Genomic DNA, 25,975 nt, shown 5'->3' with positions numbered 1-25,975 from the left:
ACCATCTCCATCTACCCTTTTTTAAAACTACTCTTCCCCAACCCCCCTACCTTCCCCACACCAGCCCGTTTTCGCGGGGGGGGCGCCCCGCCCGCCCCCCCCCCCGCCCCCGTGCACCACTTTCCGGAAGGACCGCCATGATCTCCACCCTCCTGTCCCGCCTGCGGAGCGGGGCGGACGGTGACCCCGCCCCCCGCCTCGCCTACGGCGCCGACTACAACCCGGAGCAGTGGCCCCGGGACGTGTGGGAGGAGGACGTCAGGCTGATGCGCGAGGCCGGCGTCAACGTCGTCTCCGTGGGGATCTTCTCGTGGGCCCGCATCCAGCCCAGCGCCGACGAGTGGGACTTCGCCTGGCTGGACGAGGTCATGGACCTGCTCCACCAGAGCGGCATCGGCGTCGACCTGGCCACCGCCACCGCCTCCCCGCCCCCGTGGCTCAGCACCGCCCACCCGGAGATCCTGCCGGTCACGGCGAACGGCGAGACCCTGTGGCCGGGCGCCCGCCAGCACTGGCGGCCCACCTCGCCCGTGTTCCGCGAGCACGCCCTGCGCCTGGTCCGCGCGATGGCCGACCGGTACAAGGACCACCCCGCGCTGGTCGCCTGGCACGTCTCCAACGAGCTGGGCTGCCACAACATCTACGACTACTCCGACGACGCGGCCCGCGCCTTCCGTCTGTGGCTGCGCGCCCGCTACGGCACGCTCGCCGACCTCAACCACGCCTGGGGCACGGCGTTCTGGTCGCAGCGCTACAGCGACTGGGAGCAGATCCTGCCGCCCCGGCTGGCCGCCTCGCACCCCAACCCGACGCAGCAGCTGGACTTCAAGCGGTTCTCCTCGGACGCCCTCAGGGACTACCTGCGCGCCGAGCGGGACGTCCTGCGCGAGCTCACCCCCGACGTGCCGGTCACCACGAACTTCATGGTGATGGGCGACACCAAGGGCATGAACTACCCGGACTGGGCGGAGGAGATCGACTTCGTCTCCAACGACCACTACGTCCACCCCGGCCCCCAGGACCGCGACGAGCTGTCCTTCTCCGCGAACCTCACCAGCGGCATCGCGGGCGGCCGCCCCTGGTTCCTGATGGAGCACTCCACCAGCGCCGTCAACTGGCAGCCCGTCAACGTCGCCAAGCGCCCCGGCGACCTGGCCCGCGACTCCCTGCTGCACGTGGCGCACGGCGCCGACGCGGTCTGCTTCTTCCAGTGGCGGCAGTCGTCGGCCGGCGCCGAGAAGTACCACTCGGCGATGGTCCCGCACGCCGGCCAGGACAGCGAGCTCTTCCGCGCGGTGGCCGGGCTCGGCGCGACCCTCAAGTCGCTCGCCCCCGTCGCCGGGTCCGAGCGGGAGCCGGCCCGGGTGGGCATCGTCTACGACTGGGACTCCTGGTGGGCGAGCGAGCAGGACTCGCACCCCACCTCCCTGCTCGACTACCGGCAGGAGGCGCTCGACTGGTACTCGGCGCTCCTGGGACTGGGCATCCGCGCCGACCTCGTCACCACCCGCGCCGACCTCACCCGCCACCAGGTGCTGATCGCCCCGGTGCTGCACATGGTGTCCGCGGACCTCGCGAAGGAACTGACGCGGTACACCGAACAGGGCGGCCACCTGATCACGACGTACTTCTCGGCCGTCGTCGACGAGAACGACCACGTCTGGCTCGGCGGCTACCCCGGCGCCCTGCGGGACCTTCTCGGCCTGCGCATAGAGGAGTTCGGCCCGCTGCTGCCCGGGGAGAGCGTCACCCTGGACGACGCGACCACCGGCAGCGTGTGGACCGACCGGATCACCGTCACCGCCCCGGAGACCGAGGTCCTGGCCCACTACAGCACCGGCGCCCAGGCCGGCCGCCCCGCCGTCACCCGGCGGCCGACGGGCGGCGGTTCGGCCTCCTACGTCTCCACCCGGCTGGGCGTCGAGGGCCTCACCGCCCTGCTGCCGCGCCTGCTCGAACCGGCCGGCGTGCAGAGCGAACTGCCCACCGGCGTCCGCGGACTGGTCGAGCTGACCGTCCGCAGGAACGCCGACAGCCGGTACCTGTTCCTCACCAACCGCACCGACACCACCGTGCGCGTACCCGGCCTCGACGCCGAGGTACTGCACGGCACCGCCCTGACCGACGGAGTCCTGACCCTCGGACCACGAGAGGTCGCCGTGCTCCGCCGGCCGACCGGCTGACCCACCCGCTGGACGCGCCACCCGCACGCACGACTCCTCCGGCGGCGCAGACCGTCGGAGGGCCGTCCCCTCCCTCCCCGGGTGGGAGGGAGGGGACATCGCAGCGACCACCTCACAGTTGGGAGCACACGATGGCACGCCGTACCCGCACCAGACGGACCCTCGGGGCCGCCGCACTGACGGCCCTGGCGACCGGGGCCGCCCTGCTCGGCGTCCCCGCACAGGCCGAGGCTGCCGCCTCCGTCACCGTGACGCCTGACCCGTCGTACAAGCAGCAGAAGTTCGAGGGCTGGGGCACCAGCCTGGTCTGGTTCGCGAACGCCACCGGCGACTACCCGCCGGCGATCCGCGAGAAGCTCGCCAGGCTGCTCTTCGGCGACGACGGCCTCGCGCTGAACATAGCCCGATACAACATCGGCGGCGGCAACGCGCCCGACGTGCCCGACTACCTGCGCGCCGGGGGTGCCGTCGAGGGCTGGTGGAAGGCGCCCGCGGGCACCACCCGCGAGGACACCGACTGGTGGAGCGCCGACGACCCGGCCGACTGGAACAAGAACGCCGACGCGACCCAGCGCTGGTGGGTGGACCGCATCAAGAAGGACATCACCCACTGGGAGGCGTTCAGCAACTCGCCGCCCTGGTTCATGACCGAGAGCGGCTACGTCTCCGGCGGCTTCAACGCCAACGCCGACCAGCTGAAGGCCGATTCGGTCGACGACTTCGCCGCCTACCTGGCCGGCGCGACCAAGCGGCTCGAGAAGGCCGAGCACATCAAGGTCGACACGCTCGACCCGTTCAACGAGCCCAACACCGGCTACTGGAGCACCCGTCTCGGCGCGGACGGACAGCCGGTCGCGGGTCGCCAGGAGGGCGCCCACATCGGCCCCGAACTCCAGCAGAAGGTCCTCGCCGCACTGGCCCCCGAGCTGAAGAAGGCCAAGGTCAAGGCGGACATCTCGGCGATGGACGAGACCAACCCGTCCCTCTTCGCGACGAACTGGAACTCCTACTCGCAAGACTCCCGCGACCTGGTCGACCAGATGAACGTCCACACCTACGGCACCGGGCAGCGCACCACCGTGCGTGACCTGGCGAAGGCCGCGGACAAGCCGCTGTGGATGAGCGAGGTCGAGGGCGACTGGGGCGACGGGCAGAGCTTCACCGACATGCGGCCGGGCCTCGGCCTCGCCCAGCAGATGGTGAACGACCTGCGTGAACTGGAGCCCACGGCCTGGGTGTTCTGGCAGCCGGTCGAGGACTACGACAACATGAAGCCGGGCGGCGAGTCCGCCAAGGGCGGCAACTGGGGCAGCATCCAGCTCCCGTTCAGCTGCAACTCCACGGACACACTCCAGTCCTGCCCCATCCACACCAACACCAAGTTCGACACCGCGCGCAACTTCACGCACTTCATCAAGCCCGGCGACAAGCTGATCAAGACGAACGACACCTCCAGCGCCGCCGCCGTCACGGCGAACGGCAAGGGCGCCTCGCTCGTCCACGTCAACAACACCACCGAGGCCCGCACGGTCACCGTCGACCTGTCCAAGTTCGGCACCGTCAGCCGGAAGGCGACCGTGACCCCGGTCGTCACCAGCGCCGACGGCAAGCTCCAGAAGCAGGCGCCGATCAAGGTCAGCGACCGCACCGCCACGTTCACCGTGCCCGCCCAGTCGGTCACGTCCTTCACCATCACCGGCGTCTCCGGCGTCGCGAAGGACGCCCCGCTGATCCGCAAGGGCCACACCTACACCCTGACCGGCGTGCAGAGCGGCAAGGCGGTCACCGTCACGGCCGACGGCACGCACCTGGCCATCGGCTCCGGCAACGGCAGCACCGCGCAGCAGTGGCAGCTCGACGCCCGCTACGGCGAGACCGGCGCCCGTCAGCGCTACGTCTTCGCCAACCCGGCGGAGGGCAAGCGCCTGGCCGTCCGGGACAACGTGCCTGTGGTGGAACCCGACACCGGCACGCGCGACGCCGCCACCGAGTGGATCATGTCGACCACCGGCGACGGCACCTGGACCCTGGTCAACCAGGCCACCGGCCGCGTCCTGGAGGTCGGCGGCCAGGCCACGAACGAGGGCGCGGCCGTCACCACCTGGCAGCCCAACTCCGGCTCCAACCAACGCTGGACCATCACGGACGTGACCGACCAGAAGACCGGCGACTGACGACCGACCCCCGCAGTGCGCCCCCATCGCCGACGGCCCCGACCGGTTTCCCGACCGGTCGGGGCCGTCGGCGTGTTCGGGGGAATGCGCGGTGCGGGTTCAAGTACGAGGTGTGGCGCGGTGGTCTGTCCTGCGCCGGCGCTGGGAGATCTGAGCTGCGGCCTCCCCGCTCAGGGGCGTGGCATGCCGCCGTGGGGGCTCTCGACCACGAGGGACAGTGATCCTTCGACGACGTAGGGGTGGTCGGGGAAGTGGTCGACGTGCAGATGGCCGCCGTCCTCGGCGGCCGCCACGGACCGCACGTCGTCCGCGAGGACCGCCCTCCCGTCGCGGTCGCCGCCGCTGATCACGAGGACTCGTCGCGAGGGGTCCACGACGATCAGGACGCCCGCACCGGGGGTGCGCCTGATCTCGACGCCCACCAGGGTTTCGCCGGCTTCGGGTGGGGAGGACTCGACGAAGCCCTCACCGCCGGCTATGGCGTCGGCCAAGGCGGCAAGCTGCTTCGCCGAAGCGGTGAGGGTCACTTCGCGGTACAGCGGATCGGACGTCAGGCGCACAACGGGCACTCCTTCGCGGTCAGGTGGTCATGGTGGCATCGAAGGGCGAGCCCGCACCCACCGATGTCCGAGCCCCCGACCGAGCGGTCAGCCGTACCGGCTCACACCCTCGGCCGCAGCCAAACGGGTCCACATCGCCGTACCGGCGAACCCACAGCGGCACGAGCGGCGTTACACAGGAACCACCCCACACCTGAAAGGCACCGCCGATGCACCGCACCACGCTCCTCGCCGTCTGCGCCCTCATCACCGCCGCGGCGACCGGATTCCTCGCCACCACCGCCATCCGCAACCGATAGCCCCATCGGCCCACGCGGGCAACGCACTTCGGGCCCGCGACCCCGTGGGAGGGCCGCTCGCGCCGCTGGACGTCGCCGCCTCCAGCCCCGGACCGGCCTTCCCCCAGCCCCGGTCCGACACCTGAGACCTGACAGCGAAGAGGTCGAACGGGCGCTCAGGACGGACGAGTTACGAGATGTGCCGCGCGGCCGTCGCCTGTCCGTCGAACGTCGGGCGGCGGCCGGCCGCGGCCTGCTCTTCTGATGTCGGCCGCGTCCCGGTCGACCGCGCGCCCGTGTTCCAGTCCAGGCGCAGGACCGCGAGGTCGTCGGTGTGCCGGTCGGCGTTGAGCGTGCGGGTGCGGGCGATGAGCTGGTCCAGGTGGGTTCCCGGGTCCGGCGTGTGGATCGCGTCGACGATGCCGAGGAGTCCCTCGACGCCGAGACGCCCGTCGTCGGCGGTGTCCGCGAAGCCCTCGATGAGGCCGTCGGTGTAGGCGATCAGCGCGCCGCGGGCGGGCAGGGCGAGCGTGGTCGCCGGCCACTTGCCCAGTCCCGGTGCGATACCGAGGGCGATGCCGTGGGCCGCGGCGACCTCCTGCACACCGCCCGGGGTGACGAGCAGCGGCTCGTGATGGCCGGCCAGGTGCAGGGTGGCGGTGGCGCTGCCCGGATCGAGGGTGATCAGGGTGCAGGTGGTGAAGAGGTCACTGCCGGTGCGTTCGGCGATGTGGATCTGCTCCAGCAGGTGCAGCAGCTGCTGGTCACGGTGCCCGCCGAGAGTCAGCGCCCGCCAGGCGATGCGCAGGCACACCCCGAGAGCGGCCGCGTCGGGGCCGTGGCCGCTGACGTCCCCGATGACGGCGTGCACCTGCCCGTCGTCGGTCTGCACGACGTCGAGGAAGTCACCTCCGAGCAGCGCCTGCGCCCGCCCCGGGTAGTAACGGCTGGAAGCGGTGACGGCGGCCGAGGACAACAGGGGCTCGGGCAGCAGTCCGCGTTCCAGGCGGGCGTTCTCCTGCGCCCGCAGCCGGCCGATCTGCAGCGCCGCGTTCGCGCGCTCGGCCTGCTTTCGCTGGACGGCGTAGCGGACGGCACGCTGCATCAGGTCCGGTTCGACCTTGCCCTTGATGAGGTAGTCCTGCGCGCCGGCGGCCAGCGCCTCGACTCCCGCGTGGGGTTCGTCCAGGCCGGTCAGGACGATGATGGCGGCCTCGGTGTGGGGCTGCACCGCCTGGACGGTCTGCACGCCGGACGCGTCCGGGAGGTGCAGGTCGAGCAGGATGCAGTCGACGGAGGCCGCCGCGAGCGTGCGGCGGGCCTCGGCGGCCGTACGGCAGCGCGCGAGGGTGTGCGGGAGACCGGTGTCGTAGAGGAGTTCCTCGACCAGGAGGGCGTCTCCGTCGTCGTCCTCCACGAGCAGGATGCGGTACTGCTCCGCGCGGCCTGCGGCCTGATCGGTCACGGCTGCGTCCTTCTCTCCGGGGCCTCGGCGGCCTCGACTGCGGGAAGGGTGAGGACGATACGGGTGCCCTGCTGGTGGTCGGGGTCGATCCGGATGGTGCCGCCGTGGAACTCCACGATCTTCTTGCACATGGCCAGGCCGATGCCGGTGCCCGGGTAGGCGTCCTTGGTGTGCAGTCGCTGGAAGAGGATGAAGACCTTCTCCTGGAACTCCGGGGCGATGCCGATGCCGTTGTCGGTGACGGCGAACTCCCATATCCCGTCCGCCGAGGCGGCGCTGACATGGATGCGCGGCGGCCGGTCGGCGCTGCGGAACTTGATGGCGTTGGACAGCAGGTTCTGCCAGAGCATCGTCAGTTGCGTGGTGTCTCCCACGACGGTGGGCAGCGTGTCGTGGGTGATCTCGGCGTCGCTCTCCTCGAGGGCCACACTCAGGTTGTCGAGGGTCTTGCCGAGGACCTCGTCGAGGTCGACGGTCCGGTGGTCGTTGTGCACGCGGCCGACCCGGGAGAAGGCAAGCAGGTCGTTGATGAGGACCTGCATACGGTTGGCGCCGTCGACGGCGAAGGCGATGTACTGGTCGGCGCGTTCGTCGAGCTGGTTCCCGTAGCGCCGCTGCAGGAGCTGGGTGAAGCTGGACACCTTGCGCAGCGGTTCCTGCAGGTCGTGCGAGGCGACGTAGGCGAACTGCTCCAGCTCGGTGTTCGACCGCTTGAGGTCCGCCGCCTGCTCGTCCAGGAGGGTGCGGGACGCCTCGGCCAGCTCCAGTTCCTCCACCAGGCGCCGGCGCATCGACTCCACGTCCGAGGACAGCTGCCGCAGGTCGGCGGGGCCGGTGCCGGCGAAGGACAGGTCGAAGCGGCCGCTCGCGACCTCCCGTGCCTCGAAGCCGAGCCGCGTGAGCGGGCCGGTGACGCCACGCCGTAGCCCTTCGAAGACGGCGAACGCCACCAGGACGATGACGACGGCGATGACGGTGAACATCCAGTTCCGCAGCTTCACCGCGTGCCGCAGGTCACGCCCGGCCGCTTGCCGCTCGCTCTCCAGGTGGGCCTGCTGGCGCGCCAGGGCCCGCCGCAGCGAGTCGAAGGTGGCCTTGCCCTCCGACGCCCGCTCCGTGGCCAGGCTCACCGCCTTCGCGGCCGGGGCGGCGGAGATCGGGCCGGCCGTGCGCGCCTGCCAGGAGGCGGCCAGTTCGTCCACCTCGGCGAGGTCGGCGCGGGCCCGGGCGTCACCGGACAGCAGGGGCCGCAGGCGCCTGAGGGCGGTCCGCTCGTCGGCCGTGCCCTTCGTGTACGGCTGGAGGAAGTCGCGTCGGCCGGACAGTCCGTAGCCGCGGATGCCGGTCTCCTGGTTGATCAGGGCCTGTTCCAGACGCATGGAGCCGATCAGGGCGGGAGATCGTCTGTCGACCAGCTCGGAGGTGATCTGAGAGGTACGCCACATCGCCCAGCCGCCCAGCGACCCGAGCACCGCCAGCACGATCAGCGTGACCGAGACCCCCGCCCACAGCCAGCGGCGGGTCGTCCAGTGGGAGAACGCGCTCTCGGCGCCGGACGACTTGCTGTTCATCGGGGTGCGCTGCTCCTTCGTGTTCCGTGACCGCGACCGGGTGCGCGGCAGGGCAACTGTACCGGGGGCCCGACAACACATGTTGTCTCCGGTGAGATCGACGCCGTAGGGTGAGCCCATGCCTGGCCCCGCCTCGATTCCGCACACACCAGGTGGAGAGATGGCCGCTCTCGTCATACAGATGGTGGACGAGTTGGCGCGCCGCCTCGAACACGACTCCGCCCACGCGCTGACGGAGTCCCGTGGAGCCGTCGAAGACGCCCGGGAGCGCGCCCTGGTGCGTCTGCGGGTCCTCGCCGACGTCAGACAGGCCGCCCGGCATCTGGAGGACCAGACCGCCCACGCCGCCGCCGCGAGCGGCGCCGGGTATCCGGAGATCGGCCAGGCCGTGAGCATGAGCCGGCAGGGAGCCCGGCGCCGCTGGCCCGGTCTGATCAGCCACAGCACCCCCCGCCCCGCCCCCCACCCCACCCCCCGGAGCTCTTGACTCATGGCCGCCGCCGCAACCCGCCCCTACGACGTCCTGCTGGTCGAAGACGACATCGCCGACGCCATGCTCATCCAGGACGCCCTCTCCGAGCGCGGCACCCGTAACCTCACGCAGGTTCCCGACGGTGTCGCGGCGCTGGACTACCTGCGCGACCCGGAGAACGCGCGGCCCGACCTCATCGTGCTCGACCTGAACATGCCGCGGATGAACGGCCGGGAGTTCCTCGCCGTGGTGAAGGAGGACGCCGACCTGCGGACCATCCCGGTCGTCGTCCTCACCACCTCCGCCGCCCCGGACGACGTCACCGGCGCCTACCACCACCACGCCAACGCCTACGTCACCAAGCCGGTGAACCTGGAGGAGTTCGAGGCGGCGGTCCGCAGCATCGACGCGTTCTACCTCGACATCGCGGTCAAGCCCCCGAAGCCGTAGCGCACACCGGAAGCGGGCCGTGCCGCCGCGCCCACGGCGGCACGGCCCGCACGGCTCGTTCGCACTGCTCACCCACTTCGCGCGGGCCGCCCGGTTCGTACAATCCGCTCGCCTCCGGCAGGCGCGTCGCGGGCGGAGCGCGCAACTCCGTTCCGCTCCGGGCCCCTTGACGAGTACACGTACTCACGCAAAGAATGACCCCGCTCGCTCTGACAACGTTGTCTGGCTTCCGGGAGGCGTTCCGCCCATGCGATGGACCCGACGAATGCGCGCCGCCGGGACGGTGGTCGCGGCGGCCGCCCTGTTCGGCGCCGCCCTGGTGACTCCCGCGGCCCAGGCGGCCGCGCAGGACACCCGACTCACCGACCTCGTCAACCCGTTCATCGGGACCCAGAACGAGGGCAACACCTATCCGGGGGCGGCCGTCCCGTTCGGGATGGTGCAGTTCTCACCGGACACCGGTCACAACACCGGTTACGACTACGCCCAGAACCACATCCGCGGCTTCTCGCTCGTCCATCTCTCCGGCGTCGGGTGCGGCCTCGGCGGCGACCTGCCCGTGCTGCCGACCACCGGTGACGTCACGGAGACGGACTACGCCAGGTACGAGGCGGAGTTCAGCCACGACGCGGAGCAGGCCGGCCCCGGCTACTACAAGGTCGGCCTGAAGACGGGCATCGACGCCGAGTTGACCGCGACCGCGCGCACCGGCGTGCAGCGCTACACCTTCCCCGCCACCGGCAAGGCCAACGTCCTTCTCAACGCGGGCCAGTCACTGCACCGGACGGTCTCCACCAAGGTCGAGATCCTGGACAGCCGGACCGTGCGCACCGCGATCACGGGCAGCGGGTTCTGCCAGGACACCAAGCCGTACACCGTCTACACGATCACCCGCTTCGACCGCCCGTTCACCGCCCACGGCACCTGGAACGGCTCCACCGTCACCGACGGGTCGAAGAGCGGACGCGACGGCGCCTACGTCCGTTTCGACACCACCAAGGACCGCACGGTCGAGGCGACGACCGCCCTCTCGTACGTCGACGCCCGCGGCGCCGCCCTCAACCTCCGTGCCGAGGGCGGCCGTTCCTTCGACCAGGTGCGCGGTGCCGCCCGGCGGGCCTGGGAGGACCGGCTGGACGACGTACGCGCGCAAGGCGGCAGCGACACCCTGCGGCGCACCTTCTACTCCTCGCTGTACCGGTCGTTCCTCGCGCCCAACATCGGCAGTGACGCCGACGGCCGCTACACCGGCTGGGACCAGAGGATCCACCGCGCGCGGGGGTTCACGTACTACCAGAACTGGTCGCTGTGGGACACCTACCGCACCCAGTCCCAGCTCCTGTCCCTGCTGGCGCCGCGCGAGGCCCGCGACATGGCGATCTCCGTCATCAAGATCGACGAGGAGAGCGGCTGGCTGCCCAAGTGGGGCTACGGCACGGTGGAGACGAACATCATGACCGGCGACCCGGTCACCCCGTTCCTCACCAACGCCTACCAGCAGGGCCTGCTGAAGGGCTACGAGGAGCGGGCCTACCGCGCCCTGCGGAAGAACGCGGACGGCGTGCCGCCCGCCGACTCGCCGGCCGTGGGCCGGGAGGCCGACAAGGAGTACGTCGCCGGGGGTTTCGCGCCCTACATCCATGATCGCCCGCATGTGAAGCCCGGCGACTCCGACTACGACCACGGCGCCTCCGCGACACTGGAGTACGCGCTGTCGGACGCGATGCTCGCGGCCATGGCCCGCGACCTCGGCCACTTCGCGGACGCCGCGCGTTACTCCGCCCGGGCCCAGAACTACCGCAGGATCTTCGACTCCTCGACCGGCTTCTTCCGCGCGCGCGACGCCTCCGGCGCCTTCACCGGACCGGACGACCCGGCCCGCAGCGAGGGTTTCCACGAGGGCACCGCCTGGCAGTACCAGTGGCTCGTACCGCAGGACCTGCCGGGCATGGTCGACCTGATCGGCGGCAAGCAGGCCGCGAACGACCGGCTGGACTCCTTCTTCGCCTACGACCAGTTGGTGCGTGACCCCGCCAAGACCGCGCGCGAGGTGTGGGTCAACGGCCCCTATGACTACTACAACGCGGACAAGTACAACCCGCAGAACGAACCCGACCTGATCGCCCCGTACACCTACCTCTCCACCGGCCAGCCGTGGAAGACCACCGACGTGGTGCACGCGGCGCTCACGCTGTTCACCGACGCGCCGACGGGGATGACGGGCAACGACGACCTCGGCACGATGTCCGCCTGGAACGTGCTGTCGTCGATCGGTGTCTTCCCGGTGCAGCCGGGCTACGACACCTGGGGTCTGTCCACCCCGGTCTTCTCCCGGGTCGACCTCACGCTGGACCGGCGTTACTACCCGCACGGGGCGCTCACGGTGACGGCTCCCGGCACCTCCGACAGCCGCCACTACATCCAGTCGGCCCGCGTCGACGGCTCCGCGTACGGCCGGACGTACCTGACGACCGGCGCGCTGCGGGACATCCGGTCGCTCGCGTTCACGGTCGGCGGCGAGCCGTCCGCCTGGGGAACGGGCGCCCAGGCGGGGCCGCCCGCGCTGAACCGGTCCACGACCGGCGACCGGGGGTGACCCCGCTCTGCCCCCGCTGGACTGAGCCGTGGCCGCCGTGGCCGCGGACAGGACCTCAACCGAGTTACTGACGAAGGGTGTTCGGAGGCGGGCCGCCCATGGCGGTGACCCGCCTTCGTGCGCCCGCCGGGCGGTCGTGACGGCCCGCCTCCGCACGCCGGCCTCTTCACGTTTCGTACACCTGGGGGACACCGCATGATCATGTCCGGTATGCTCCAGGCGCTTCATTCGTACCACTGAGGGGGGATTCCTCATGCGTATCCGTCACACCCTGGCCGCGGTCGCCGCAGCGGGCACGCTGGCCGTCATAGCCGCCGGCCCCGCGCAGGCCACCGAGTACTCGTCCGCGCTGAAGCTCAAGGGCGTGCAGTACGACGCCCCGGGCAGCGACTCCAACAGGTGCAGCGGCGGCAACACCAAGAACGAGTACCTGACCATCAAGAACTACTCCCGCACCAAGACCGTCAACCTCCTGGGGTATGTCGTCAAGGACGCCGCGGGCAACGAGTTCACCTTCGACTCCAGCCACAAGCTGGAGCCCGGTGACTATGTGAAGCTGCGCGGCGGCCGCGGCACCGACTCCGATGCCGGCAACGTCGTCTACCGCCAGAACTGCAACTTCATCTGGAACAACGACAAGGACACCATCTACCTGGTGAAGCCCACCGGTTCCCGGGCCGACGTCCACTCGTACACCAAGCGCGCCGACGACCGCGACGGCAACGGCTACATCACCTTCCACGGCTGATCCCGCCCGGTTCCGGCCCGCCTCCCCCTCTCGCGCGACGGCGCGGGAGGGGGACGGCACGTGGCCGGACGACCGCGGTGGCGGAGCCGTACGGTCATCGCAGCCTGTGCAGTGCCTGTTCCAGGCCCTCGAGCAGGAGTTCGAGCGCACCGGGGTAGGCGCTGCGGGACATGGTGTCCTCCAGGGCGGCGGTCGACGCCGCGATGTGCGGGTAGGTCTCCTTCGGCAGGCGGGCGTACGTGGCTCCCCAGGCCGCCAGGCCGCCGCACCGGTCGAGTGCATCGCCGACACCCGCGTGCATCTGACGTACGTCGACGGGGTCCGCGTCCACGCGGCGGCCAACGCGTAGGCGCACCGGCTCGGTTGACCGAGCCGGTGTGGTCTCCGGCCGGCCGTCGCGCCGGTGATCGCCGAGTCGGCCGGCGACGGGTGGCTTCGCGCCGCTGCCGCCCTGCCTGCCGTCGGGTGCCCGCTTCAGTGCTCGCGGTGTGCGGAAGCCGGGTCATGGACGAGTCCGGGCCCCTCGGTACGGGCCGCCTCCGTGCGAGCGGAGTCACGTGCGGCGGCCACCATCACGGCGAGCCCGCACAGGACGATGCCGGCGCCGACGTACAGCGGAGCGGTGTAGCCGAGGCCGCTGCCGATGGCGAGGCCGCCGAGCCAGGCACCCACGGCGTTGCCGACGTTGGAGGCGGACACGTTGGCGCTCGCGGCCAGCGGCACCCCGTGGGCGTGGTCGGTGACCCGGGTGATGAAGCCGGGCACACCGGCGAACCCGAACAGTCCCGTCAGGAAGACCAGGACCACCGACGCGACCTGGCCGGCTGCCAGCAGTCCGAACAGGGTGAGGGTGACGGCGAGACCGGCCAGGGACACGATCAGGGTGAGTTCACGATCGCGGTCGGCACCCCGGCCGCCGACCAGGTTGCCGATCACCAGGCCGCTGCCGTACACCACGAGCAGCCAGGCGACATCGGTGCTGGAGAAGCCCGAGACCCGGGTGAAGGTGTACGCGAGGTAGGTGAACGCGCCGAACATACCGCCGTAGCCGAGCGCGGTGGCGACGAGGGTCAGCCAGACCTGCCGGGAGCGGAAGGCGCGCAGTTGGGCGCGCAGTCCGTCCGCCCGGTCACCGGACGTACCGGAACTGCCGGGAGGACGGGCCCGGTTGGCGTCGCCCGCCCAGCCCGGAACCAGTACGGCGATGGCGACGCCGGCGAGGACACCGATGCCGGTGATCGCCCAGAAGGTGGCGCGCCAGCCCCAGCGTTCGCCGATCAGGGCGCCGAACGGCACGCCCAGTACGTTGGCGAGGGTGAGTCCGCCGAACATCACCGCCACCGCTCTCGACGCCCGTTCGGGGGCGACCATGCGTCGTGCGACGAGTGAGCCGAGGCCGAAGAACGAGCCGTGGCACAGGGCGGCGACGACGCGTCCGAGCAGCATGACCGGGTAGTTCGGTGCGACGGCGGACAGGAGGTTGCCGGCGACGAACAGCGCCACGAGCCCGACGAGGACCGCCTTGCGGGGCAACCGGGCGGTGGCGGCGGTCACGAGGATGGCACCGGCCGCGACCGTCAGGGCGTACCCGGAGATCAACCGGCCGGCCGCCGCCTCGGACACCGCCAGGCTCCGCCCCACCTGCGGGAGCAGACCCGCGATCACGAACTCGCTCAGACCGATGCCGAAACTACCGAGCGCGAGCGCGACGAGCCCGGCGGGCATCCGCCGTGCGTGACCGACCGGTTGGAGGTTCATCTCACCATCATCGGGGGCGACGGCTGAGACCCCGAGCCCGACCCGGAGGTGTCACCGCCCATTCAACGCTGCGTGTCGGTGAGGCAGTTGGCCGGCCTGCGATCAGCGTCAGGCCAGTATGCCGGTGAGCGCCTCGGCGTTCACCATGCGGGCGATGCGCCGGAGGCCGAGCCAGCTGTCGGGGAACACCGACTCCTCCACCAGGGCGGCGTGGGCCCGCGCGTCCGGGTCGGCACAGGCGTCCGCGCACACGACGACCTCGTACCCGACGTCGTAGGCCCAGCGCGCGGTGGACAGGACCGTGCCGGAGGTGGCCACGCCGCCGAGGACGATCCGGCGGATGCCGGCCACCTGCAGGCGCTCGTGCAGGTCGGTGGTGGCGAAGGCGCCAAGGGTGCGTTTGCCCAGCACCGGCTCGTCGCCGGCCGGACCGAGCAGGGGGTGGAACCCCTCTCGCATGGCCTCGTGCGTGACATGGAGGACGGGTGTGCCCGCCGCGCGGACGGCGGCGAGGGCGCACGCCGCCCGGTCGGCGACACCGGGGTCGTGGCTGTAGTTCTCGACGATGTGGGTGGCGTAGTCGAGCGCCAGAAAGGCGGTCGGGCTCGGGTCGGCTCCGTTGGCCAGGGTCATGGGAACTCGGCTTCCTTCATGAGGGGACCGTCGATGGTCGCGGGCGCGACACCTCGGGACATCCGGACTTCCGCCGGGAGGCGGACCGCCGTACCAGAGCACGTCCGCGGAATACGGAGAGCGCGCCCCGGTTAAGCTAGCATGAAGCGGAGAGAGCGCCCCGTTTACTGTTCCGGCTGGAGGAGATCGCATGGGAGACGAGCCGCGGCCGCTGCGGGCCGACGCCCGCCGCAACCGGGACCGGCTGCTGGAGGTGGCGCGAACGGCGTTCGCCGCGGAGGGAGTCGCGGTACCGCTCGATGAGATCGCGCGCAGGGCCGGCGTGGGGCCGGGGACTCTGTACCGCCACTTCCCCACCAAGGAGTCACTGCTCGAAGCGGTCGTCCGTGAACGCCTCCGGCGCCTGATCGAGCACGCCGAGACGTTGCGGGACGGCGAGGATCCGGCGGCCCTGTTCGCCGTGCTGGACCGGGTGGTCGGGGACGCGGCCGCGAAGGCGGATCTCGTCGACACCCTCGCGGGCGCCGGGGTCGAACTGCGGACGGCGCTGGCCGCGGACGTCACCCGGCTCCACGAGGAGATCGGCCATCTCCTGGTCCGCGCCCAGGCCGGCGGCGCGGTCCGCGGCGACATCACCGTCGCCGATCTCATGGCCCTGCTGGGCGGGGTGCTGCACGCCCTGCGCCACCTCGGTTCCGACGCCTCCGGCGGGACCGTTCTGGCCGTGCTGTACGACGGGCTGCGGGCGACCGGCGCCCGCGCCGCCGACAGGTGAGCCGAGCGCCTGCCGGTGGGGCGAGCACCAGGTCGCCAAGGGGCGTGCCGCGATCCGGCCCTTGCGTCGCGCGGGGTCGAAGCTGACCTCACCGCCTCCCGCAGGACCGTACTCGGATTCCTCTACCGTACAAACGCACATGCCATGCCACACAGGTAATGATCCAGCTCATGCGAAGCAACAGATGACTTTACCCTCGCATCTGCGGCATTATCATCGACACATGCACACCTACCGGACTGGAGAAGCCCCGGCCGCACCGGGGGCCCGCGCCGACACCCGCGCCGCCTCCGCCCGGCGGTTGCCGTGACGACGTCGGCCTCCGTGGTCGTCGAAGGACCGTAGACGAGTCCGTGAGGACCAGAGGGAGTTCAACCGTGATGACCCGTTCCGCTCGCCGGACCCGCCGGACCCTGCAGGTGACCGGCGTGGGTGCCGCCGCCCTGCTGGTCCTGAGCGCCTGCTCGTCCTCCGACTCGGATTCCTCCAAGGCGCCCGACACCTCAGCGCCGGACTCCGCCTCCGCCAAGGTGTCGGGCGAGGTGACCGTGTTCGCGGCGGCCTCGCTGAAGGAGAGCTTCACGACGCTCGGCAAGGACTTCGAGAAGGCCCACCCGGGCACGAAGGTGACGTTCAGCTTCGGCGGCAGCGACGCCCTCGCCGCGAGCATCACCGGCGGCGCACCCGCGGACGTGTTCGCGGCGGCCAGCCCCAAGACGATGGCGATCGTGACGGGCGAGGGAGACGCCGAGGGCACCCCCGCCACCTTCGTGCGCAACCGGCTGGAGATCGCCACACTGCCGGGCAACCCAGACAAGATCGCCTCACTGAAGGACCTCACCAGGTCGGGCCTGAAGGTGGTGCTGTGCGACAAGACGGCGCCGTGCGGCGCCGCCGCCCAGAAGGCCCTCGACGCGAGCAGGCTGAAGCTCACCCCCGTCTCCTACGAGCAGGACGTCAAGTCCGCCCTGAACAAGGTCGTCCTGAAGGAGGCGGACGCCGCGGTCGTCTACCGGACCGATGTGAAGGCCGCGGGTGACAAGGTGGTGGGCGTGGACTTCCCCGAATCGGCCGACGCCGTCAACGACTACCCGATCGCCCTCCTCAAGGACGCCCCGCACGCGGCCGCCGCCAAGGCGTTCGTCGCGCTGGTGCGGTCCGCCGAGGGCCGGCAGGTCCTGACCGGGGCCGGGTTCCTCAAGCCGTGACCTCCCCGTCCGGCCCCCCGCCCCGGGACAGGGCTGCCGCCGCGGACACCCTGACCGGTGGCCCGCGGCGCCGCCGCGTCCGGGGCGGTGCCCCGCTGCCCCTTCTGCTGCCCGCACTGGTCGGGCTGGCGTTCCTGGCCCTCCCCCTCGTCGCCCTGGTGATCCGGGCCCCCTGGCGCAGCATGGCCGACCTGCTGACCAGCCCCGAGGTGTGGCAGGCGCTCCAGCTGTCGCTCCTGTGCGCGACCGCGGCGACCGCCGTGAGCCTCGTGCTCGGGGTGCCGCTGGCCTGGCTGCTGGCGCGGGTCGAGTTCCCCGGGCGGGGCCTCGTGCGCGCCCTGGTGACGCTGCCGCTCGTGCTGCCGCCGGTGGTCGGCGGTGTCGCCCTGCTGATGGCGCTGGGCCGCAACGGCGTGGTGGGGCGGTGGCTGGACTCCTGGTTCGGGATCACCCTGCCGTTCACCACCGCCGGGGTCGTGGTCGCGGAGGCCTTCGTGGCGATGCCGTTCCTGGTGATCAGCGTCGAAGGGACCCTGCGGGCGGCCGACCCGCGCTACGAGGAGGCGGCGACGACGCTGGGCGCCTCCCGCTTCACCGCGTTCCGCCGGGTGACCCTGCCGCTCATCGCCCCCGGCATCGCGGCCGGCGCGGTCCTGGCGTGGGCGCGGGCGCTCGGCGAGTTCGGTGCCACGATCACCTTCGCCGGCAACTTTCCCGGCCGTACCCAGACCATGCCGCTCGCCGTCTACCTCGCCCTCCAGAACGACCCGGAGGCGGCGATCGCGCTGAGCCTGGTCCTGCTCGCGGTGTCGATCGCGGTGCTCGCGGGACTGCGCGACCGGTGGACGACCGCCTCATGACCGGCGCCGGCAAGACCCTGCGAGCCGGACGGGACGCCGCCGGCGCCTCCGGAGCGGCCGGCGCCGGACTCGACGTCCGACTGGTCGTCGAGCGCGGCTCCTTCCGCCTCGACCTGGCCCTGACGGCGGCGCCCGGCGACGTCGTGGCCCTGCTCGGCCCCAACGGCGCCGGCAAGACGACCGCCCTGCGCGCGCTCGCCGGCCTCGTCCCACTCACCGGCGGCCATCTCCGGCTGGACGGCGCCGAGTTGGACCGTACGCCACCGGAGTCCCGCCCGGTCGGCGTCGTCTTCCAGGACTACCTGCTCTTCCCGCACCTGTCCGCGCTCGACAACGTGGCCTTCGGACCCCGCTGCCACGGGGTGGGCAAGGCGGAGGCCCGCGCCCAGGCCGCCGAGTGGCTGGACCGGATGGGCCTCGCCGAGCACGCCGGGGCCAGACCCCGGCGCCTCTCCGGCGGCCAGGCCCAGCGCGTCGCCCTCGCCCGCGCCCTGGCCACCCGTCCCCGGCTGCTGCTCCTCGACGAACCCCTCGCCGCCCTCGACGCCCGTACCCGCCTCGACGTACGGGCCCAACTGCGCCACCATCTGGCGGACTTCGAGGCGGTCGCGGTACTCGTCACCCATGATCCGCTGGACGCGATGGTGCTGGCCGACCACCTCGTGGTCATCGAGGAGGGCCGCATCGTCCAGGAGGGCACACCGGCCGACATCGCCCGCCACCCGCGCACCGACTACATCGCCCACCTCGTCGGCCTCAACCTGTACCGGGGGGAGGCCCGGGGACACACGGTCCACGTCGGGGACGGCCCCGGCATCACGACGACGGAGGAGCTCACCGGCCCGGTCTTCGTCGCCTTCCCGCCCAGCGCGGTCACCCTGCACCGGGAGCGCCCCACGGGCTCCAGTGCCCGCAACCTGTGGCGCTGCGAGGTCGCCGGCCTGGAGACCCACGGCGACCAGATCCGGGCCGCCCTGACCGGCGAACTGCCGCTGGCGGCCGACCTCACCACGCTCGCCGCGGCAGAACTCGACCTGCGCACCGGCGCGCCGGTGTGGGCCACGGTCAAGGCCGTCCAGACCCACGCCTACCCCGCCTGACGGCTTCACCATGGGGCACGCCGTCAAGCGGGGGCGGCCGGTCGGCCGCCCCCGCCTCGGCGACGCACACGACGGCCGCCGGATGCCGGCCTGAAGAGGACCTCGCGCTGGACAGATAGTCTGCGCGCAGATAATCTCTACGCAGAGATTCAGTCGGAGAACTGGGGAGACATCTGATGTGGACGTACGAGCACAGCACGGAGACCGACGCCGCGCCGGAGGCGATCTGGCGGCTGTGGGCCGATGTCGAGAACTGGGGCAAGTGGAACGCCGACATCGAGTCCATCGAGATCAGCGGACCGTTCACGGCGGGCACCGAGATCGTGATGAACCCGGCCGGGCCGGAGCCGGTGCGCCTGCGCGTCGCCGAGGCACGACCCGGTGAACAGTTCGTCGACGAGGCGCGGTTCGACGGCCTGGTGCTGCGCACGGTCCACCGGCTCGACGCGGGAGAACGCCTGCGCACCCGGGTGACGTACCGCATGGAGATCACCGGTCCCGCGGCCGACGAGGCCGGCCCCGAGATCGGCCCGGCCGTGACCGCCGACTGGCCCGCCACCATGGCCGCCCTCGTGGAACGCGCGCTGGGCTGATGTCCCTCGCTCCGGGCGAGAGCCCCGGCTTCCTGCTCTGGCACGCCACCCTGCGCTGGCAGCGCGCCGTCACCGCCGCGCTCGCGCCGCTCGGCCTCACCCACGTCCAGTTCGTCCTGCTGGCCTGCGCCTGGTGGCTCAACGGGCAGGGCGACCGGCCCAACCAGCTGGCTCTCGCCCGGCAGGCGGGCACCGACGTCAAGATGACCTCGCAGGTGCTGCGCGCCCTGGAGACCAAGGGGTTGATCGAGCGCGAGGTCGATCCCGCCGACACCCGCGCGAAGCGGCTCCGGGTCACCGAGGCCGGGGCCGAGCTCGCACCACGCGCGATCGCCGCCGTCGAGGAGGCCGACGCCCTCTTCTTCGAGCCGGTCGCCGTCGACGCCACGATCGACCTGCTCGGCCGCCTGGCCGGCCGGGGGGACTGACCGGACCCGTCACGTTCTCCGCCCCGGGTTCGTCACAGGAGTGACGACAGCACAACGGATGCGAGAGGCGTACAGACAGGGAAGCTCAGCCGAACGCGGCACGGACCACCACCGGCTCTCGGAAGCCCCAACCCGCTCAGGCTCGTCCCCGAACTCGGCTTTTTGGCAGGGGCGTTGTACAAGGCGGTCGGCAACGGATCCGTGCCGCAGACCACGATCGACCTGATCCAGCTGCGTGCCGGGCAGATCGTCGGCAACACCTACCTGACCGTCATGCACACCGAGAGCCTGCGCAGGGCCGGACAATCCGAGGAGCGGATCACCGCGGTCGCCTCCTGGCAGGAGGCGCCCTGCTTCACCGACGCCGAGCACATCGCGCCGGCCCTGGTGGATGCGGTGCTCCAGCCGTCGGTGCACCACGAGCGGGTCCCGGACGAGCTCTACGCCCGCGCGGCCCGGCACTACGACGACACGGCGCCCGCCACCCCGGGCCGATCGCGAGCGGCCAGGTCAACTTCTTCGTGCCGCTCGCGGTCATCGGCAAGCCGCTGCCGGGCGTGAAGCCGTCCGAGCAGTGGACGTGATGGCACAGCAACCCGCCCGGTGCGCCGGAGAGTTCCGGCTGGGTCTCCCGGCGCGACCCGGGTCACGCGCGGCCGTCACCGGTCACGCGACACGGGGAAGTCGTACACCGTGAAATCGGCGACCGGCAGGTAACCGATCCGCAGGTAGAGGGCGTTGCTGGTGGCGTTGGACAGGTCCGCGAACAGCACGACCTCTCGCGCGCCCGCGGCCCGGGCCGCCCGGCTCACCTCGACCGTCACCGCACCGGCATAACCGTGCCCCCGGAGGTGGGCCGGGGTGTAGACGGGCCCCACCCGGACCTGGCCGGCGGTCTGGGGGGTCACGCCCGCCATGGCGACGGGGGTACCGTCCGGCGTCTCCCAGAACGTGAAGTGCCGCCCGGCGAGGCGTGCTTCGGTCCACGGGTCGGCGTCCCCCGGCGGCGCTTCTCCCACGGCGACCGCGAACTCTCCGTTCCAGAGCGCGAGTCGCCCGCGATCCGGGTCGCCGGTGATCCGGCTGCGGCCCGCCGGGAAGGGGTTCGGCGGGGTGAGGGTGCCGAGGCGGTACAGGCGCAGGCGCTCGCGGAGCACCGGTGTCGCTCCGGCGTGCCGCCGCCAGGCCCCGGCGAAAGCGGTCGCGGTGCCGTGTTCCGCGCTGACGCCGGGGAGGGGGGCGCCGAGGCCGGCCAGGCGGACGGCGAGGGTGTCGGCCTGCTCAGGGCTGAGGGCGGTGAGGTTCAGGCGGTGCGGCGGGGTGCGGAAGAAGGTGGCGTGGACCTCGCCCGCCCGTTCCAGCCGTCCGAAGACGGGTGCATCGGCGCCGTAGAGGTTTGTTCCGCGGGTGCGCAGGGTCTCGGTCACCGTCAGCGGGACGGTGTGCAGGGCGGGCCGCGAGCGCAGGAAGTCCCCGGCTCGGGCGAGGAAGCCGTCGAGGTCGTGGGTGAGGTGCCAGTCGTCCGGGCGCATGCCTCATGATTCCGCACGCCGCCGGCGAAGGCCCGGGATTTTCCGGTCCCGAGGCCGTGCTCGGGGCGCCCCCGGCGGGAGCGCCCCGCGGCTTCGGCACCGGTCAGCCGTTGGGCAGGATCACCGCGCGCCCGTTGACGGCGCCGGCGTGCAGCGCCTCGTCCAGCGTGTACGTCTCGGTGTGCACCGACACCGCGCCCGCACGGGCCAGTTCGAGCACCTCGACGAGTTCGGCGCGGCTGCCCCAGTACGGCGCGTACACCGAAGTCCACCCAGCCACCGGCGGGCACGCGGGCGGCCGCGGCCGCGACGACACGCAGCACGTCGTCCGCCCGCGCACTGGGGGCGACGCTCGGCGCCGCCGCCTTGAGGCCCGTCCAGGCCAGGTGGGTGTGGGCGTCGATGAAACCGGGGAGGACCACGGCGCCGTCCAGGTCGCGCGTGTCGCGTGCGGGAAGTCCCGCCGCGTCCTCGTCGAGCCCGACGATCCGTCCCCGCCCGATGCCGAGCTCGCGGGCGACCGGGCGGGCCGGATCCATCGTCAGGATGCGGGCGTTGGTGATCCGCGTGCAGAGCAAGGACGGCTCCTTCGGGTCACCCCGGGCGAACGGTCGCGCCCCGGGCCGGATGCGTGGGCGGGGGCACGTTACAAGGGAGCGCGGGGTGTCCCGCCCAGGCATTCACCCCACCGCCCGCCGCCCCGGGAGCCGCCGGCCGACTGCGGAGCGGCGGGTCCGTCAGACGGCTGCCCGGGAGGTCGAGCGCAGCGGGCCCAGCGCCCGCGCCCACGCCAGCAGTTCGTCGATCATTCCCCGCACCTCCCCCGCGTGCGACTCCCGCGGCCGGAACTCGGTGAAGGCCACGAAGTCCTCCCGCAGTGACAGCGCGACCTGCGGCCCGATGTCGGCCATGCGCAACAGGCCCGCCTGCGCACGCAGCTTCTGTACGGCCATGACCGCGCCGTGGATGCCGTAGCCGACGTATCCGACCGGTTTGCCGCCCCACTCCTCGTAGAGGTAGTCGATGGCGTTGGTCAGGGAGGCGGGCGGGGCGGAGTTGTACTCCGGGGTGACGACGACGAAGGCGTCGCACGGGCCGATCCGCTCGGCCCATCGCCGGGTGTGGGGCCGGGTGCCCGGTGCCATGCGTGCCGGCACCGGCTCGTCGAGCAGCGGCAGCCCGAAGTCCTTGACGTCGACGAGCTCGAACTCCGCCTTGTCTCCCCCGTGTTCGGCCGCCAGGTCCCGTTCTCCCGCGTGTTCGGCCGCCAGGTCCCGCACCCACCGGGCGACCCGGTCTCCGTGCCGGCCGGGGCGGGTGCTGCCGATGATGACGCCGATCCTGGTCATGTCTTTTCTTCCTGTTCCGGTCGGCTGTGCCGAACCTGTCGTTGCCGGGCTTCCGGTCGGCGGTGCCGTACCGGTCGTCGCTGGGGTGTGGATACGTCAGGGCTCAGGGAGCTCAGGACTCGGGGGCTCGGTGAACTCGGTGAGTTCGGCCGGCCAGTCCGCCTCGGCGCGGACCTGCCGCGTCTCGCGCATGACCGCCCAGGCGTCCGCCACCGGGCCCATGTGCCCGAGCTTGTCGGGGTTGCTCACGGTGCGGATCGCCTGGATCTGTCCGTCGAGGATGTCGAGCGTCCAGGTGTTGAGGACCCCGCCGTTCCGGTCACGGAAGATCGCGCCGGGCTGGCCGTTCATCCGCTGCGGCTCCACCGTGCCGCCGATCCGGGCGAACGGCGGGAAGACGGCGGCCAGGACACGGGACACCTGGTCGGCGCCGCAGAAGCCCCTGGCCCACCGGGGGGCCTTGCCGCCGCTGTCCGCGGCCATCGACACGTCGGCGGCGAGCAGGTCACGCAACCCGTCGACGTCGCCTTCCTGGATCGCGCCGAAGAATCGCTCGGCGAGCTTCTCGCGCTCCCCGCGGTCGGCGTCGAACCGGGGCCGGCCCGCGTCCATGTGCCGGCGTGCCCGCACCGCGAGCTGACGGCACGCCGCCTGCGACCTGCCCACGGTGGAGGCGATCTCAGGGAAGCCGTAGGCGAACACCTCGCGCAGCACGAAGACCGCGCGCTCCAGCGGGCTGAGCCGCTCCAGCAGCAACAGGGAAGCCATCGACAGCGAGTCCGCGAGTTCCGCCGAACGCTCCGGGTCCTCGTAGGGGTCGTCCAGCAGCGGTTCGGGGAACCACGGGCCGACGTACTCCTCCCTGCGCACCCGGGCCGAGCGCAGCACGTCGATCGCGACCCGGGTGACCACCGCCGACAGGTACGCCTTGGCCGACACGGGTCGGGTCGGGGAGAGTTCGTGGCGCAGCCACGTCTCCTGGACCGCGTCCTCGGCCTCGCTCACGCTGCCCAGCAGCCGGTAGGCGATCGAGAACAGCAGCGGTCGCAGGTCCTCGAACTCCTCGACCCGGCTCACGCCGCCCCCATGGACACCGCGTGCCCCCGGCGCCCCACCACGGCGTACGCGCCCGGTCGCCCCACCGTGCCGAGCCCCGCCACGACCGTGGCCCGCCCCGGACTCCCCGTACCGCCCGCCACGAACGACCGCATCCCCGTCATCACCTTCCCGATCAGAAGTACGCCTCCACGACCAGAGACGAGACGGCCCCGCCGGCTGTGACATCGGCGTCCGGCCACTCTCCCCGTACGAGTGCGGGCGACGCCCGTGACCCCCGGGGCAGCATGATCGTTACTCCCGGCGCCGGGGCCGCACCAGGTCGGTCCATCGGTGTCTGTCCGGCCGCGTCCCGGTCCGAGGTGCGCGTGCCGTCAACGGAGAGGAACAGCACGAGTGAGCGGGTGGATCACGGTCGGTCTCGGAGCCGCTGCCGCACTCTGTCCCCTGCCGGGCCACACCGGTACGGCGGCAACCATCGACACGACCCCCACCACCGCGCACCTGGTGGTGTGCGCGGCCGACACCTGGGTCGAGATCACCACCCCCGCGGGCCCGCCGGCACCGAAGACCCCGGTCGCCGTGCCCCCCTCGGCTCCCGCCGTGGAGCAGGCGCCGCGCGCCGTCGTCCCCCCGGCGCACCCCGAAGTCGCGGTCCGGCCCCGCCCCGGTCCGCCGGCGACTCCGTCCTCTCCCGCCGCCGTACGGCGACCACCCGCGGTTGAGCCACCGGCGGAGGCCGACGAGCTGCCCACCACTCCGGAAGCCGACGCGCCGGCGCCGCGTCCCGCACCAGGTGCCGCCGCCTTCAGGTGGGTGCCCCGCTTCCACTACGGCGGTCGCCCGGCGCGTCCCGCCCCGGCGGGCTTGTCGGCCATGACGACCACCGTCGTGATCACCACCCCGGCCGTCCTGGCCGCCGCCGCGCTGCGCCCGGGCTCCCGGCGCCGCGGCAACCGCTGACCCGCCCGCGGGTCACCTCCCTGTCGCCCGACCGTCCGCCCTGGAGTCCCGCTGTGCCCGAATGGCTGATCTACACCCTGGCCTGCGCCCTGGTCTGCGCATTCGTCATCGCCGCCACCGTGATGCGCCACCGGCGCGTCGCCGACGACGAGGACACCTCACAGACGCCCGACGTCCTGGAGTACATGGTGATGATGGTGGGCGTCGTCTACGCCATCGTCCTGGGCCTGGCCATCGCCGGTGTCTGGGAGGCACGCGGCGCCGCCGAGGACACCGTCCAGCGCGAGGCGCAGGCGCTGTACGAGATCGACCAGCGCCTCGACGTCTACCCGGCCGGCTTCCACACGCGGGTACGGGAGCACATCGACGCCTACGCCCGGCACGCCGTCGCCACCGAGTGGCCGGCCATGGAGGAGGACCGGCGGATCGACGCCACCGGCGGCGGACTGCTGACCCGCATCCGCAGCGACATCGCCCACCGCACCCCGGCCGACGAACTGCAGGCGCAGGCCTACCAGCCGCTCCTGGACCAGGTGGCCGCCGCGGACGACGCGCGTCACCAGCGCCTCGACAGCGCCGGTACCACCCTGCCGGGCGTGGTCTGGTTCGGCCTGATCGCCGGCGGCATGGTCACCCTCGGGTTGCTCTACGCCCTGCAGATCCGCCGCTCGGTCCGTGAACTCATGCTGGCCACGGCGTTCAGCGCCCTGGTGGTCTTCCTGCTCTTCCTGGTGTGGAGCTTCGACGCCCCGTTCGGCCACTCCGGGGCCGACTCCGCCCAACCTCTGCAGGAGCTCTACGCGAGCGTCGTGTCCTGACGGCGGCCCGGTCCCACCGGGCGCCGGGCCCGGTCCAGGGAGTGCGGGAAGACCTCCTCCACCCGGCCGTCGGAAAGCCCGTGCACGGTGCGGTCGCCGCGGGCCCGCTGGAGCAGGTGCCGCACCCCGCCTCCCGGCGGCACCGCTTCATCCGGCGCACGGCCTCGGGCCGGCGCCCCGTGCCCGAGCCGAAGAGATCCTCGCCGGCCTGGCACGGGCAGGCGCCGAACGGACCGGGGCCGAGACGGTGGCGACCCTGCGGGCCGCACTGGAGCGACCGCGAGGCCGGCCGCCGGAGCCGGGGCGCCGGGAGGACTGACAGTGATGATTGCTGTGGCTCCGCTCGGCGGTCTGACCCCAGGACTGACTGGCGCTTCGGCTGTCCTCGAGTGGATTCGTCGGCCG

The 25,975-nt window shown here is 72.1% G+C and carries 25 protein-coding genes and 3 pseudogenes; 15 read left to right on the top strand and 13 right to left on the bottom strand.

Going from position 1 to position 25,975, the window contains the following annotated elements:
- Positions 1-137 precede the first annotated feature (137 nt).
- Entirely contained in the window at positions 138-2,183 is a 2,046-nt protein-coding gene (locus ABZT03_RS36400; protein ID WP_356047390.1) for a beta-galactosidase, read from the top strand.
- A 131-nt stretch (positions 2,184-2,314) separates the two neighbouring features.
- Positions 2,315-4,357, top strand: coding sequence for an RICIN domain-containing protein (locus ABZT03_RS36395; protein ID WP_356047388.1), 2,043 nt, complete (start codon positions 2,315-2,317; stop codon positions 4,355-4,357).
- A gap of 170 nt (positions 4,358-4,527) precedes the next feature.
- Here ABZT03_RS36395 and ABZT03_RS36390 read toward each other — a convergent pair whose 3' ends face one another.
- The 3 genes from ABZT03_RS36390 to ABZT03_RS36380 form a co-directional block, all read right to left on the bottom strand.
- Positions 4,528-4,917, bottom strand: coding sequence for a hypothetical protein (locus ABZT03_RS36390; protein ID WP_356047387.1), 390 nt, complete (start codon positions 4,915-4,917; stop codon positions 4,528-4,530).
- Positions 4,918-5,385: 468 nt separating this feature from the next.
- Complete coding sequence (locus ABZT03_RS36385) at positions 5,386-6,660, bottom strand: fused response regulator/phosphatase (protein WP_356047386.1); 1,275 nt, start codon at positions 6,658-6,660, stop codon at positions 5,386-5,388.
- Positions 6,657-8,231 carry an ATP-binding protein gene (locus ABZT03_RS36380; RefSeq protein WP_356047385.1) on the bottom strand — a complete coding sequence of 525 codons (1,575 nt, stop codon included), beginning with the start codon at positions 8,229-8,231 and terminating at the stop codon, positions 6,657-6,659. The genes ABZT03_RS36385 and ABZT03_RS36380 overlap by 4 nt, the downstream gene beginning before the upstream one ends.
- A 160-nt stretch (positions 8,232-8,391) precedes the next feature.
- On the opposite strand from ABZT03_RS36380, the gene ABZT03_RS36375 reads away from it, so the two are divergent.
- From ABZT03_RS36375 to ABZT03_RS36360, 4 genes are all read left to right on the top strand, one after another.
- A complete protein-coding gene (locus ABZT03_RS36375) occupies positions 8,392-8,718 on the top strand; it encodes a hypothetical protein (RefSeq protein WP_356047384.1) in 327 nt (108 codons plus the stop codon).
- A gap of 3 nt (positions 8,719-8,721) precedes the next feature.
- On the top strand, positions 8,722-9,153 hold the full coding sequence (locus ABZT03_RS36370; protein ID WP_356047382.1) for a response regulator: 432 nt from the start codon (positions 8,722-8,724) through the stop codon (positions 9,151-9,153).
- Positions 9,154-9,400: 247 nt separating this feature from the next.
- Positions 9,401-11,749, top strand: a complete 2,349-nt coding sequence (locus ABZT03_RS36365; RefSeq protein WP_356047381.1) for a GH92 family glycosyl hydrolase — start codon at positions 9,401-9,403, stop codon at positions 11,747-11,749.
- Between the two features lie 253 nt (positions 11,750-12,002).
- The gene (locus tag ABZT03_RS36360; RefSeq protein WP_356047380.1) at positions 12,003-12,497 is read left to right on the top strand and encodes a lamin tail domain-containing protein; all 495 of its coding nucleotides are present in this window, start codon (positions 12,003-12,005) and stop codon (positions 12,495-12,497) included.
- A 94-nt stretch (positions 12,498-12,591) separates the two neighbouring features.
- Here the strand turns inward: ABZT03_RS36360 and ABZT03_RS36355 are convergent, their stop codons facing one another.
- From ABZT03_RS36355 to ABZT03_RS36345, 3 genes are all read right to left on the bottom strand, one after another.
- Positions 12,592-12,828 (bottom strand): hypothetical protein, encoded by a 237-nt coding sequence (locus ABZT03_RS36355; RefSeq protein ID WP_356047378.1) that lies wholly within the window; start codon positions 12,826-12,828, stop codon positions 12,592-12,594.
- 143 nt (positions 12,829-12,971) lie between these two features.
- Positions 12,972-14,222 carry an MFS transporter gene (locus ABZT03_RS36350; protein ID WP_356047394.1) on the bottom strand — a complete coding sequence of 417 codons (1,251 nt, stop codon included), beginning with the start codon at positions 14,220-14,222 and terminating at the stop codon, positions 12,972-12,974.
- A 141-nt stretch (positions 14,223-14,363) separates the two neighbouring features.
- Positions 14,364-14,888 carry a cysteine hydrolase gene (locus ABZT03_RS36345; RefSeq protein WP_356047377.1) on the bottom strand — a complete coding sequence of 175 codons (525 nt, stop codon included), beginning with the start codon at positions 14,886-14,888 and terminating at the stop codon, positions 14,364-14,366.
- 190 nt (positions 14,889-15,078) lie between these two features.
- On the opposite strand from ABZT03_RS36345, the gene ABZT03_RS36340 reads away from it, so the two are divergent.
- The 7 genes and pseudogenes from ABZT03_RS36340 to ABZT03_RS36310 form a co-directional block, all read left to right on the top strand.
- Entirely contained in the window at positions 15,079-15,663 is a 585-nt protein-coding gene (locus ABZT03_RS36340; RefSeq protein ID WP_356047376.1) for a helix-turn-helix domain-containing protein, read from the top strand.
- 380 nt (positions 15,664-16,043) lie between these two features.
- Positions 16,044-16,871, top strand: coding sequence for a molybdate ABC transporter substrate-binding protein (gene modA / locus ABZT03_RS36335; RefSeq protein WP_356047374.1), 828 nt, complete (start codon positions 16,044-16,046; stop codon positions 16,869-16,871).
- Positions 16,868-17,731, top strand: coding sequence for a molybdate ABC transporter permease subunit (gene modB / locus ABZT03_RS36330; RefSeq protein WP_356047372.1), 864 nt, complete (start codon positions 16,868-16,870; stop codon positions 17,729-17,731). The genes modA and modB overlap by 4 nt, the downstream gene beginning before the upstream one ends.
- Positions 17,728-18,831, top strand: a complete 1,104-nt coding sequence (locus tag ABZT03_RS36325) for an ABC transporter ATP-binding protein (RefSeq protein WP_356047393.1) — start codon at positions 17,728-17,730, stop codon at positions 18,829-18,831. The genes modB and ABZT03_RS36325 overlap by 4 nt, the downstream gene beginning before the upstream one ends.
- A gap of 176 nt (positions 18,832-19,007) precedes the next feature.
- On the top strand, positions 19,008-19,424 hold the full coding sequence (locus ABZT03_RS36320; protein ID WP_356047371.1) for an SRPBCC family protein: 417 nt from the start codon (positions 19,008-19,010) through the stop codon (positions 19,422-19,424).
- Positions 19,424-19,852 carry a MarR family transcriptional regulator gene (locus ABZT03_RS36315; RefSeq protein WP_356047369.1) on the top strand — a complete coding sequence of 143 codons (429 nt, stop codon included), beginning with the start codon at positions 19,424-19,426 and terminating at the stop codon, positions 19,850-19,852. The genes ABZT03_RS36320 and ABZT03_RS36315 overlap by 1 nt, the downstream gene beginning before the upstream one ends.
- Positions 19,853-19,978: 126 nt before the next feature.
- A pseudogene (locus tag ABZT03_RS36310) lies at positions 19,979-20,436 on the top strand (carboxymuconolactone decarboxylase family protein); the annotation flags it as partial.
- Positions 20,437-20,511: 75 nt separating this feature from the next.
- On the opposite strand, the gene ABZT03_RS36305 reads toward ABZT03_RS36310, so the two are convergent.
- The 6 genes and pseudogenes from ABZT03_RS36305 to ABZT03_RS36280 all read right to left on the bottom strand — a co-directional run bounded on the left by ABZT03_RS36305 (position 20,512) and on the right by ABZT03_RS36280 (position 23,944).
- Complete coding sequence (locus tag ABZT03_RS36305) at positions 20,512-21,384, bottom strand: GNAT family N-acetyltransferase (RefSeq protein ID WP_356047368.1); 873 nt, start codon at positions 21,382-21,384, stop codon at positions 20,512-20,514.
- Between the two features lie 103 nt (positions 21,385-21,487).
- Positions 21,488-21,649: pseudogene (locus tag ABZT03_RS36300) on the bottom strand (NAD(P)-dependent alcohol dehydrogenase); the annotation flags it as partial.
- A pseudogene (locus ABZT03_RS36295) lies at positions 21,645-21,962 on the bottom strand (amidohydrolase family protein); the annotation flags it as partial. The pseudogenes ABZT03_RS36295 and ABZT03_RS36300, both read right to left, overlap by 5 nt.
- Before the next feature lie 159 nt (positions 21,963-22,121).
- A complete protein-coding gene (locus ABZT03_RS36290) occupies positions 22,122-22,733 on the bottom strand; it encodes an NAD(P)H-dependent oxidoreductase (RefSeq protein ID WP_356047367.1) in 612 nt (203 codons plus the stop codon).
- Between the two features lie 96 nt (positions 22,734-22,829).
- Positions 22,830-23,810, bottom strand: coding sequence for an RNA polymerase sigma-70 factor (locus tag ABZT03_RS36285; RefSeq protein ID WP_356047365.1), 981 nt, complete (start codon positions 23,808-23,810; stop codon positions 22,830-22,832).
- Positions 23,807-23,944 carry a hypothetical protein gene (locus ABZT03_RS36280; protein WP_356047363.1) on the bottom strand — a complete coding sequence of 46 codons (138 nt, stop codon included), beginning with the start codon at positions 23,942-23,944 and terminating at the stop codon, positions 23,807-23,809. The genes ABZT03_RS36285 and ABZT03_RS36280 overlap by 4 nt, the downstream gene beginning before the upstream one ends.
- Before the next feature lie 241 nt (positions 23,945-24,185).
- On the opposite strand from ABZT03_RS36280, the gene ABZT03_RS36275 reads away from it, so the two are divergent.
- Positions 24,186-24,752, top strand: a complete 567-nt coding sequence (locus tag ABZT03_RS36275) for a hypothetical protein (protein ID WP_356047362.1) — start codon at positions 24,186-24,188, stop codon at positions 24,750-24,752.
- A gap of 53 nt (positions 24,753-24,805) precedes the next feature.
- Positions 24,806-25,570, top strand: coding sequence for a hypothetical protein (locus ABZT03_RS36270; protein ID WP_356047360.1), 765 nt, complete (start codon positions 24,806-24,808; stop codon positions 25,568-25,570).
- Here the strand turns inward: ABZT03_RS36270 and ABZT03_RS36265 are convergent.
- Positions 25,549-25,695, bottom strand: a complete 147-nt coding sequence (locus ABZT03_RS36265) for a hypothetical protein (RefSeq protein WP_356047358.1) — start codon at positions 25,693-25,695, stop codon at positions 25,549-25,551. The genes ABZT03_RS36270 and ABZT03_RS36265 overlap by 22 nt on opposite strands.
- Positions 25,696-25,975 lie beyond the last annotated feature (280 nt).

This window comes from Streptomyces sp. NPDC005574 (assembly GCF_040605435.1).
GTDB lineage: Bacteria > Actinomycetota > Actinomycetes > Streptomycetales > Streptomycetaceae > Streptomyces.
This window is presented reverse-complemented; position numbering and strand designations above follow the sequence as displayed.